The organism is Stenotrophomonas sp. STEN021 (assembly GCF_056760175.1).
Genome location: NZ_JBRREH010000124.1, coordinates 1 through 10,572 on the forward strand (window position 1 = coordinate 1; position 10,572 = coordinate 10,572).

The 10,572-nt window shown below is 65.3% G+C and carries 12 protein-coding genes; 4 read left to right on the top strand and 8 right to left on the bottom strand.

The window, feature by feature from the left end; genetic code table 11:
• Nucleotides 1-132: 132 nt before the first annotated feature.
• The 6 genes from ACVOL0_RS19300 to ACVOL0_RS19325 are packed head-to-tail and all read right to left on the bottom strand — an operon-like array spanning nucleotide 133 to nucleotide 5,983.
• The gene (locus ACVOL0_RS19300) at nucleotides 133-453 is read right to left on the bottom strand and encodes a Na+/H+ antiporter subunit G (protein ID WP_405051648.1); all 321 of its coding nucleotides are present in this window, start codon (nucleotides 451-453) and stop codon (nucleotides 133-135) included.
• Nucleotides 450-692: a K+/H+ antiporter subunit F gene (locus tag ACVOL0_RS19305; protein WP_231732514.1), complete on the bottom strand. Its 243-nt coding sequence runs from the start codon at nucleotides 690-692 to the stop codon at nucleotides 450-452. Before ACVOL0_RS19305 ends, ACVOL0_RS19300 begins: the two co-directional genes overlap by 4 nt.
• Nucleotides 693-730: 38 nt before the next feature.
• Complete coding sequence (locus ACVOL0_RS19310; protein ID WP_481550459.1) at nucleotides 731-1,237, bottom strand: Na+/H+ antiporter subunit E; 507 nt, start codon at nucleotides 1,235-1,237, stop codon at nucleotides 731-733.
• Nucleotides 1,234-2,778 carry a monovalent cation/H+ antiporter subunit D gene (locus tag ACVOL0_RS19315; RefSeq protein WP_481550460.1) on the bottom strand — a complete coding sequence of 515 codons (1,545 nt, stop codon included), beginning with the start codon at nucleotides 2,776-2,778 and terminating at the stop codon, nucleotides 1,234-1,236. Before ACVOL0_RS19315 ends, ACVOL0_RS19310 begins: the two co-directional genes overlap by 4 nt.
• A complete protein-coding gene (locus ACVOL0_RS19320; protein ID WP_481550461.1) occupies nucleotides 2,775-3,155 on the bottom strand; it encodes a Na+/H+ antiporter subunit C in 381 nt (126 codons plus the stop codon). Before ACVOL0_RS19320 ends, ACVOL0_RS19315 begins: the two co-directional genes overlap by 4 nt.
• Nucleotides 3,155-5,983, bottom strand: coding sequence for a monovalent cation/H+ antiporter subunit A (locus ACVOL0_RS19325; RefSeq protein WP_481550462.1), 2,829 nt, complete (start codon nucleotides 5,981-5,983; stop codon nucleotides 3,155-3,157). The genes ACVOL0_RS19320 and ACVOL0_RS19325 overlap by 1 nt, the downstream gene beginning before the upstream one ends.
• A 346-nt stretch (nucleotides 5,984-6,329) precedes the next feature.
• Between ACVOL0_RS19325 and ACVOL0_RS19330 the strand changes: the two genes are divergently transcribed.
• A complete protein-coding gene (locus tag ACVOL0_RS19330) occupies nucleotides 6,330-7,235 on the top strand; it encodes an NAD-dependent epimerase/dehydratase family protein (RefSeq protein ID WP_481550463.1) in 906 nt (301 codons plus the stop codon).
• A 12-nt stretch (nucleotides 7,236-7,247) separates the two neighbouring features.
• On the opposite strand, the gene ACVOL0_RS19335 is transcribed toward ACVOL0_RS19330, so the two are convergent.
• Nucleotides 7,248-7,721, bottom strand: coding sequence for an Mpo1 family 2-hydroxy fatty acid dioxygenase (locus ACVOL0_RS19335; protein ID WP_481510112.1), 474 nt, complete (start codon nucleotides 7,719-7,721; stop codon nucleotides 7,248-7,250).
• A 94-nt stretch (nucleotides 7,722-7,815) separates the two neighbouring features.
• Entirely contained in the window at nucleotides 7,816-8,742 is a 927-nt protein-coding gene (locus ACVOL0_RS19340; protein WP_481510113.1) for a phosphoribosylaminoimidazolesuccinocarboxamide synthase, read from the bottom strand.
• 165 nt (nucleotides 8,743-8,907) lie between these two features.
• Here ACVOL0_RS19340 and ACVOL0_RS19345 point away from each other — a divergent pair, with 165 nt between their 5' ends.
• The 3 genes from ACVOL0_RS19345 to ACVOL0_RS19355 are packed head-to-tail and all read left to right on the top strand — an operon-like array spanning nucleotide 8,908 to nucleotide 10,417.
• Nucleotides 8,908-9,237: a J domain-containing protein gene (locus ACVOL0_RS19345; protein WP_481550464.1), complete on the top strand. Its 330-nt coding sequence runs from the start codon at nucleotides 8,908-8,910 to the stop codon at nucleotides 9,235-9,237.
• Between the two features lie 10 nt (nucleotides 9,238-9,247).
• Nucleotides 9,248-9,922, top strand: a complete 675-nt coding sequence (gene rpe, locus ACVOL0_RS19350; protein WP_481550465.1) for a ribulose-phosphate 3-epimerase — start codon at nucleotides 9,248-9,250, stop codon at nucleotides 9,920-9,922.
• Nucleotides 9,923-9,925: 3 nt separating this feature from the next.
• Entirely contained in the window at nucleotides 9,926-10,417 is a 492-nt protein-coding gene (locus tag ACVOL0_RS19355) for an N-acetyltransferase family protein (RefSeq protein ID WP_481550466.1), read from the top strand.
• The last annotated feature ends 155 nt before the right edge of the window (nucleotides 10,418-10,572 follow it).

Genomic DNA, 10,572 nt, shown 5'->3' on the forward strand with positions numbered 1-10,572 from the left:
CCCCCCCCCCCCCCCCCCCCCCCCCCCCCCCCCCCCCCCCCCCCCCCCCCCCCCCCCCCCCCCCCCCCCCCCCCCCCCCCCCCCCCCCCCCCCCCCCCCCCCCCCCACTACAGGTAGAGCTTCTGCTCGGTACTACTCTTTTGGCGGTTCCGGCCGGCTTTCCATCATCAGCGACAGTGCGGCCTTGGCCATCAGGTGGGCGCTGATCGGGGCGGTGATGAACAGGAACACGGTGATCAGCAGCTCGCGCGGCTGCGGGTCCTGGCCGAGGAAGATGTGGTACGCCACCGAGCACACCAACACGCAGCCCACGCCCAACGTGCTGGCCTTGGTTGGTGCGTGCAGGCGCTTGAAGAAGTCGGAGAAGCGCACCAGGCCGAGTGCGCCAACCAGGATGAAAAAGCAGCCAAAGGCCAGCAGCGCCGACAGCGCGATCTGCAGAAAGGTGATCATTCGACGATATCCCTGCGCAGCACGAACTTGCTCAGCACCACGGTGCTGCAGAAGCCGAGCATGGCGATGATCAGTGCGGCCTCGAAGTAGATAGCCGAATCCAGGTACATGCCGAACAGCATCAGTTCGGCGATGGCGGTGACCGACAAGGTGTCCAGCGCGAGGATGCGGTCCGGCACGGTGGGGCCGCGCAGCAGCCGCCACAAGCCCAGCAGCATGGCGATGCCGACCACGTGCATGCATACCACCAGGGTGGTTTCGAATATCTGGTAACCGTTCACGGGAAGATCTCCATCAGCGGCGCTTCGTAGCGACTCTTGATCTCGTTGATCAGGGCATTGGCATCTTCCAGGTGCAGCACATGCACCAGCAGATGGCGGCGGTCCTCGGACAATGCCGCCGACACCGTGCCCGGGGTCAGGGTGATGAAGCTGGTCAGCGCGGCGATGCCGTGGATGTTGGCGATGTCCAGCGGCACCCAGATGAAGCCGGGCCTGAGCTTGTGCTCGGACCCAAGCACCTGTGCAGCCACACGCAGGTTGGAGACCAGGATGTCCCACAGCACCACCGCCAGCAGCTTGGGCACCGGCCGCAGACTGCCAAGCCGGGCGAACTCGCGGTCCAGGCGCGCGGCGAACAGCGGAACCACCACGCCCAGCAGCATGCCAAGCACCAGTTGGCCGAGGTCGAAACTGTCGGACATCACCAGCCAGAAGGCGACCACGGTGATCGACAGGGCTGGCGAAGGGAATATCCTGCGCAGCAGAGGGCGACGCTCGCTCATGGCTGCCTCAGCTGCGGCGTGGTGCCGCGTACGTCTTGCAGGTATTGGTCCGGCGCCAGCAACTGTGCGGCGATGGCGTCGGTCTGGCGCATCAGCGGCGCGGCGAAGATGGTCATCAGCACTACATAGCCCAGCAACAGACAGGTTGCGGCGGTTTCGAACGGCCGTGCCGGGGCTTCGGCCGGTTCAGGCGCAGTCGCGTTCTCATCGTCACCGGGGACATGCCAGAACAGGCGGATGCCGGTACGTGCCAGGCCCATGATCACCAGCAGGCTGCTGCCCAGTACGGCGCTCCAGACCACGGCGGTATGCGCCTGCGGCACGGCCGAGAGCAGCGCGGCCTTGGCCAGGAAGCCCGCCAGCGGCGGCAGGCCGGCCACGGCTACCGCACCGATCAGGAACAACAGGCCCGGTACGGTCTTGCCCGGCAGCACGGTGAGTTCATGCTCGCGGCGACGATCGGCCTGTTGGCGACGGCGCCGCATCAGGTCGGCAATCAGGAACAGCGCCGCAGCGGCGAAGGTGCTGTGCGGCAGGTAATACAGGCCAGCCGAGATCGTGCCGGCGTTGCCCAGCGCAAAGGCGATGAACAGCGTCGCCGCCGAGACCACCACCAGATATGCCACCAGCACGCTCATCCGCGTCGCTGCAAGCGCACCCAGTGCGCCAACCAGCAGGGTGGCGATGCCGGCCCACAGCAGCCAGTCGCTGCCATAGCCGCTCATCGCGCCGGCGTCGGCATCGAACCACAGCGAGGTCACCCGCAGCACCGAGTACAGCCCGACCTTGGTCATGATCACGAACAGCGCGGCGACCGCGGCCGGTGCACGGGCATACGACTCCGGCAGCCACAGGTACATCGGCAGCAGCGCCGCCTTGGAGCAGAACACCAGCAGCAACAGGCCCAGGGCGGCCTTGGCCAGGCTCAGGTGCGAGGGCGGCAGCTCGGCGATGCGCTGGCCGATCTCGGCCATGTTCAAGGAACCCAGGGCGGCGTAGAGCATGCCCAGCGCGATCAGGAACAGGGTCGAGGCGGTGACGTTGAACACCACGTAATGCAGGCCGATGCGCATGCGCAGGCCACGCCCGCCGGACAGCAGCAGGCCGTAGGAGGCGATCAGCATCACCTCGAAGAACACGAACAGATTGAAGATGTCGCCAGTCAGGAAGGCGCCGTTGAGGCCGACCAACTGGAACTGGAACAGCGCATGGAAGTGCGGTGCGCGCCGGTCCCAGCCAGTGCAGGCGTACAGCAGACAGGCGATGGCCAACAGCAGGGTAGTGGCCAACATCCAGCCAGCCAGCCCATCGGCAACCAGCGCGATACCCAGCCGCGCCGGCCAGTCGCCGAGCAGGTAGGCCGAGATCTGGCCCTGGCTGGTCTGCGCGACCAGCAGTGCCACGGCCACGGCCAAGGCGGCCATGCTGGCCCAGGCCACCGTGCGCTGCACCTTGGGCCCGTAACGGCGGTGCTCGATGAACAAGGACAGTGCGGCGCCGAGCAGCGGGATCAGGATCGGCAGGATCACCAGATGATTCATGCGCCGCCCCCCGACTTGGCTGTCTGCTCAGCCGGCAGTTCGGGTTCGTGCGCATCCACGTGATCGCTGTGGTTGTCGCTGCGGCTGCGCATCGCCAGCACGATGCTGACGGCGGTCATCGCAAACGCAATCACGATGGCGGTCAGTACCAGCGCCTGCGGCAGCGGGTCGGTGTAATGGGCCAGGGTGGAGGCCACGCCGTCCTTGAGTACTGGTGCCTTGCCGATCACCGGCCGGCCCGCGCTGAAGATCAGCAGGTTGGTGGCGTAGGACAGGAAGGTCATGCCAAGGATCACGTCGAAGCTGCGCGCACGCAGCAACAGGTAGATGCCGATGCCGGCCAGTACGCCGATGGCGCTTGCCAGTGCCAGTTCCATCAGTGCATCTCCCCGGTGCGTGCCGAACGGCGGTGGATATCGATTTCGCCGTTGCGGGCATTGCGGGTGCGCGAGGGCTTGATGGTGCCCATCATCGACAGGATCAGCATCACCCCGCCAAACACCACCAGGTAGACGCCGGTATCAAAACCAATGGCGCTGGCCAGCGGCACGGTACCGATCAGCGGCAGTTCCAGGTCGAGGTGGCCACTGGTCAGGAACGGCACGCCAAACAGCATCGAGGCCACGCCGCTGAGCAGGGCGATCAGCAGGCCCAGGCCGATGCAGCGGATGTAGTCGAAGCCGAAACGCGACTCCACCGACACCGTGCCCTGGATCACGTACTGGATCAGCAACGGCACCGCCAGCACCAGCCCGGCGATGAAGCCGCCGCCAGGTGCGTTGTGGCCGCGCAGGAACAGGAAGATCGATACCGTCAGGGTCAAGGGGAACATGATCTGGGCCAGATCGGCCGGTACCGGCAGCTTGATCGGCGGGCCCGGCATGATCTGCTCCGGCGCCATCCGCGTGCGCCGCAGCATCGCATGCACCACCAGCGCCGCGATGCCGAACACGGTGATCTCACCGAAGGTATCGAAGCCGCGGAAGTCCACCAGGATCACATTGACCACATTGTGGCCATAGGCCTCGGGCAGCGAACGCAGCAGCATCTCACCGGACATGGTGTTGGGCGGCAAGGTCATCAACGAATACGCCAGTGCGGCGATGCCGCCGCCGGCAACGATGGCGAGCAGTGCATCGCGGCGCTTGCGCCAGCGTGCGTGCTCCGGCGGTGACTGTGCGGGCAGGTAGTTCATGCCCAGCAGCATCAGCGCCAGCGTCACCATTTCCACCATCAGCTGGGTCAGGGCCAGGTCGGGCGCGGACAGGAATACGAAAGTCAGCGCCACCATCAAACCAGTGCCGCCCATCACGATCACTGCCAACAGACGCTGCTGGTACAGGAACAAGCCGGCGAACGCGCAGGCCAGCATCACCAGCCACAGTGTCCAACCCAGCAAGGGCATGGATTGCGGGGCCGGCCACAATGGCATCACCGGGTTGGCGATGTAGGGGGCGGCGGCAACAATCACCGCCACCAGCACCAGCGCAAACAGCATGCGCTGCAGGCTGCCATTGGCCAGTGCGTTGGTGACGCTGTGGGCAAAGCCGAACAGCGCATCCAGGCCGCGATGGAACAGATGCTTGCCGGTGGGGCGGTTGCGTGCGGCATACAGGTCGGTGAATCGGCGCAGGCCGAAATACAGCGCTACGCCGCCGATCACGCCAATCGCGCTCATCGCCAGTGGCAGATTGAATCCGTGCCAGACCGCCAGGCTGTATTCGGGCATCGACGCACCGAGGATGGAGGCAGCAGCAGTCTGCAGTACCGGTGCGATGGTCAGTGCCGGCGCAATGCCGACGGCCAGGCAGATCACCACCAGCACCTCCACCGGCACCTTCATCCAGCGCGGCGGCTCATGCGGAACCACGTCGATGTCGACCGGGCCCTTGCCGAAGAAGGTGTCGTGGACGAAACGCAGGCTGTAGGCCACACCGAGGATGCCAGCCAGCAGCGCGGCGACACTGATTGCCGAACGCATCCAGTCCGGGCCCTGGGTGGCCAGAGCCTCGGCGAACAGCATTTCCTTGGACAGGAAGCCGTTGAGCAGCGGGATGCCGGCCATCGCCAGCGAGGCGACAATGGCGAGCGCGCTGGTGATCGGCATCAACCGGCGCAGGCCGCCCAGCTTGCGCATGTCGCGGGTGCCGGTTTCGTGGTCGATGATGCCAGCGGCCATGAACAGCGAGGCCTTGAAGGTGGCGTGGTTGAGGATGTGGAACACGCCGGCCACCACCGCCATCGGCGTGGACAGGCCGAACAGCAGGGTGATCAGGCCCAGGTGCGAGATCGTCGAATAGGCCAGCAGGCCTTTGAGGTCATGCTGGAAAATCGCGTTCCAGGCGCCGATCAGCAGGGTAAGCGCACCGATGCCGCTGACCACATAGAAGAACAATTCGGTGCCGGCCAGTGCCGGGTGCAGCCGTGCCAGCAGGAACACGCCTGCCTTCACCATCGTTGCCGAGTGCAGGTAGGCCGACACCGGCGTGGGCGCGGCCATTGCCTGCGGCAACCAGAAGTGGAACGGGAATTGCGCGCTCTTGGTGAAGATGCCGGCCAGCACCAGCAGCAGTGCCCAGGGGTACAAGGCGCTGGCGCGGATCAGGTCGCCCGAGGCCAGCACCACGTCCAGGTCGAAGCTGCCGACGATGCGGCCGATCAGCAGCACGCCGGCCAGCAGCGCCAGGCCGCCACCGCCGGTGACGATCAAGGCCATGCGCGCGCCCTCGCGGGCGTCCTTGCGGTGCGACCAGAAGCCGATCAGCAGGAACGAACTGATGCTGGTCAGCTCCCAGAACACCATCAACAGCAACAGGTTGCCGGCCAGCACCATGCCCAGCATCGCGCCCATGAACAGCAGCAGGTAGCTGTAGAAACGCCGCGCGCTGTCCTTGGCCGACAGGTAGTAGTGCGCATACAGCACCACCAAGGCGCCGATGCCCAGCACCAGCCCGGTGAACATCCATGCCAACCCGTCCAGGCGCAGGCTGAAGTCCAGGCCGATCTGCGGCAGCCATTGCCAGCTGTTGCGGACGATCTCGCCGTCGATCACGGCCGGGGTGACGCTGCCCAGCAGGGCCAGGCCCAGCACCGGTGCCGCTGCTGCCATGCATGCGGCTGCTCCGCGGGACAGGCGGCCTATCAGGGCGATGGCCGCTGCCAGCAGAAAGGGCAGCGCAAGCAGCAGCAACAGGACTGGCGTCATGTAGGGCGCGGTTCAGAAAGGGGTTTTGCAGTCTAACAGGCGTTTTTTTCGATCCGCGAGTTTTTATGAATGATCCGTTCGGGTTGGATAGCTGGAGCCAGTGCTGCCAGTGGTCGTGGGCCGGGAACACGGAAGCGCCGTGTCGCGCTGGGCTCCGTCCGATGCGGTGCAGCAGCCTGGCAGTTTGTAGGAGCGGCGTGAGCCGCGAAGCTGGCGAATCATCAGGTGGCACAGATGCCAAGCGCGTCAGCAATGTCAGCTTCGCGGCTTACACCGCTCCTACAACACTAACGCCTATCCAGCTGACGGCTGCGGAATCGGGGGTGCTTCGCCTATCCTTCCACCTATGGAGAACGACATTCGCAGTGCAGCGGGCGGTAAGCGCGCGCTGGTATTTGGCGGCAGTGGTCAGATCGGCGAGCGTCTGTTGGCGAACCTGGTTGCGGCGGGCTGGCAGGTAACAGCAGTGACCCGGCAGGTGCGCGCGCCCATGCCCGGGGTGGAATGGCAGCTAGGCGATCTGTCCAGCACCCACCTGGCGGACCAACCCGTGGACGCGGTTTTCAGCTGCGGTCCACTGGACCACTTCGCGCGCTGGTATGCAGCATCGAACATCGATGCGCCACGCGTGGTCGCGTTTGGCTCGACCAGCGTGGACGTGAAACAGGATTCGTCCGAGCTGGCCGAACGCGATGTTGCGCGCCGCCTGCGCGATGCCGAGCGCGTGTTGTTTGATTGCGCAGCGGCACGCGATGTGGCCGCGACCGTACTGCGGCCAACCTTGGTTTACGGCGCTGCAAGCGACAAGACCCTCACCGCGATTGCCGCCTTGGCCACCCGTACCGGTTTCTTTGTGTTGCCGGCGAACGCCAACGGCCTGCGCCAACCGGTACATGTGCAGGATCTGGCCGATGCCGCGCTGCAGGTGACGGCGCATCCAGCCACCGCCGGCCAGGCCTATGCGCTGGGGGGGGGCGAAGTGCTGGGCTATGCCGAGATGGTGCGGCGAACGCTGGCCTGCCTGCCTGCGCGGCCACGCCTGCTGCGCGTGCCCGCAGCCCTGTTCAGGCTGGCCTTGCGGCTGGCCCATGCTGGCGGGCGGTTGCAGGGCATGAATGCGGCGGCGCTGGCGCGGATGACCGAGCCGTTGGCATTCGATATCGAACCGGCACGGCGTGATTTCGGCTATGCGCCGCGTGCCTTTGTTGCCGAAGCGGCAATGTTCATTGCCCCGGCAACGAATGCAGCCTAGCGGGTCAACACCTCAGTAATGCCAACCAAACTGCCGGAACAGCTTGGACAGCACCCAGATCGGGCCGATCAGCAGGTAGGTCAGGTCGGTGAGGAAGCTTGGCCGGCGGCCTTCGATCTTGTGGCCGATGAACTGTGCGATCCACGCCACCACGAACACACCGATGGCGATGTACAGCAGCATCTGGATGCCAAGCCGGTCCTCCAGCAAGCGGCAGATGCAGCCGAACACGAAGAAGATGATCAGCATGCCGATGCCCAGCGGACGCGACAGGCGGTTGTAATAGGCCCAGGTGCCGAACATGGCAAATGCCGCCCAGATGCCATGCTGGAACCACGGTACCAGTGGCGGTATGCACCACAGCATGGCAATCACCGACCACAGGATCGCGGGTACCGCGAACACGTGGATGGCCTGATTGGTGTGGTTGACGTGATCGCCGGAGTAGCTGGCGAAATAACGATCCACAGGACGCGCAATACTCATTCCAACTCCCTCCCGGGTTGACTGGCAGAGCATAGCCCGGCTTCCCTACGGATGCGCACGGTGGCCGTGCGCATCCGTGACGGGCACGGCAGGATCAGTCGACGCTGATGCCGGCCAGCTTGTCCAGTGCTTCGGCGTACTTGGCACGGGTGCGTTCGATCACCTCGGCCGGCAGCGCCGGGCCCGGCGCGGTCTTGTCCCAGTCCAGCGTCTCCAGGTAGTCGCGCACGAACTGCTTGTCGTAGCTGGGCGGGCTGATGCCCACCTGGTACTCGTCGGCCGGCCAGTAACGCGAAGAATCCGGGGTCAGCATCTCGTCCATGATGTAAAGACGACCATCGGCATCGGTACCGAACTCGAACTTGGTATCGGCCAGCAGGATGCCGCGCTCGGCTGCGTACTCGGCGGCGAACTGGTAGATGCGCAGGGTGGCATCGCGCACCTTCTCGGCCATGTCGGCGCCAACGGCCTTGACCATCGCGTCGAAGTCGATGTTCTCGTCGTGGTCGCCCACCGCCGCCTTGGTGGACGGGGTGAAGATGGCTTCGGGCAGCTTCTCGGCCTGCTGCAGGCCATCGGGCAGGGCGATGCCGCTGATCTTGCCGGTGCGCTGGTAGTCCTTCCAGCCGCTGCCGATCACATAGCCGCGGGCAATGGCTTCCACCGGTACCGGCTTGAGCTTCTTGGTCACCACCGCACGCTTGGCGTACAGCGCCGGGTCCACGCCTTCGGGCAGCACGCTGGCCACGTCGATGCCGGTCAGGTGGTTGGGCATCAGGTGCGCGGTCTTGGCGAACCAGAAATTGGATACCTGGCACAGCATCTCGCCCTTGCCCGGGATCGGGTCGGGCAGCACCACGTCGAATGCCGACAGGCGATCGGTGGCGACCATCAACAGGTATTCGCCCGGGGGTGTTCCGGCCGGCAGACGTTCGCGCGGGATATCAAACACATCACGCACCTTGCCGCGATGGCGCAAGGGCAGGCCGGGAAGATCGGATTGCAACAGCGTGGTCGGCACGGGCACTCCTGGGACTTGGCAATGAATGCCGCCGGCTTGGAGGACCCGGGTCTGGAGGACCCGCTGGGCCCGCGGCTGGTCGGCGGGCGGCCTAGTGTACGGCCGGATTGGGCCGCTGTGGCATAAAATGCACGTCTTGATTGTCCACAGGCCATTCACCCACCCATGCGCTGGTACGGAAAACTGTTCGGCTTCATCGCTGGAGCCCTGTTGTTCAGGCCCAACCCCTTGTTTGGCGGGATTATTGGTCTGTTGCTGGGGCACGCCTTCGACAGCGACTGGTTCAAGCTGGGCAAGGACCTGCCGTACCGTGAGCTGGGGGTCACCCGCGACGCCACCGACGGCGAGATCGACCTGGCCTACCGCCGCCTGATGTCCCAGTACCACCCCGACAAAGTGGCCGGCGCCGCCCCCGAGCTGCGCGCCCAGGCCGAAAGGAAGGCCCGGCAGATCAACGCCGCCTACGACCGCATCAAATCACTGCGTAAACGCTGAAGGTCCTGCCATGTCCAACTGCATCATTGCCCCGTCCATTCTCTCGGCCAATTTCGCCAAGCTCGGCGAGGAGGTCGACAATGTGTTGGCCGCAGGTGCCGACTGGGTCCATTTCGACGTGATGGACAACCACTACGTGCCCAACCTGACCATCGGTCCGATGGTCTGCCAGGCGCTGCGCAAGCACGGCGTCACCGCGCCCATCGACGTACACCTGATGGTGGAGCCGGTGGACCGCATCGTGCCGGACTTCGCCGAGGCCGGTGCCAGCATCATCAGCTTCCACCCGGAAGCCAGCCGCCACGTGCACCGCACCATCCAGCTGATCAAGTCGCACGGCTGCAAGGCGGGCCTGGTGTTGAACCCGGCAACCCCGGTCGAAGTGCTGGACTGGGTGCTGGAAGACCTGGACTTGGTGCTGCTGATGTCGGTCAACCCGGGCTTCGGCGGCCAGGCTTTCATTCCGTCGACCCTGGACAAGCTGCGCGCAGTGCGGGCGATGATCGACAAGCTCGGCAAGCCGGTGTTGCTGGAAGTGGACGGCGGGGTCAAAGCTGACAATATCGGTGAGATTGCCGCCGCCGGTGCCGATGCCTTCGTTGCCGGTTCGGCCATCTTCAATACGCCCAGTTATGCCGATGTCATCAGCAAGATGCGCGGCAATGTCGCGGCGGCGCGGGGCTGAGTGATGCGCGCGGCTGAAGTGCAGATCCGTCCGGCCATCGCCGATGACGCAGGCCTGATCCTGCACTTCATCCGCGAGCTGGCCATCTACGAGAAGGCCGAATCATCAGTGCAGACCGACGAGGCTGGCATTCGTGCCAGCCTGTTCGGCGCCGATGCCAAGGCACAGGCGCTGATCTGCGAGCGCGATGGTCAGGCGATTGGTTACGCCGTGTTTTTCTACAACTACTCGACCTGGCTGGGCCGCAACGGCATCTACCTGGAAGACCTGTACGTAAGCCCCGAAGCGCGCGGCAGCGGGGCTGGCAAGGCCCTGCTGCAACACATCGCCAGGTTGGCAGTGGAGCAGGGCTGTGGTCGCTTCGAATGGTCGGTGCTGGACTGGAATACACCGGCCATCGAGTTCTACAAAGCGGCTGGTGCAGTGGCGCAGGACGAATGGACGGTCTATCGCCTGCAAGGCGATGCATTGCAGAAATTTGCCAAGGGCGAATGAGGTAGTGCCGAGCCATGCTCGGCAGAGGCATTACAAGCAATGCCGCAATGTGGAGCCGCGGCCAGGGGGGGGGGGGGGGGGCCGGGGTAACCCCCCCCCCGCCAGGGGGGGGGGGGAAAGGGGGGGGAAAAAAAAAACCCCCACCTTGGCGGGGG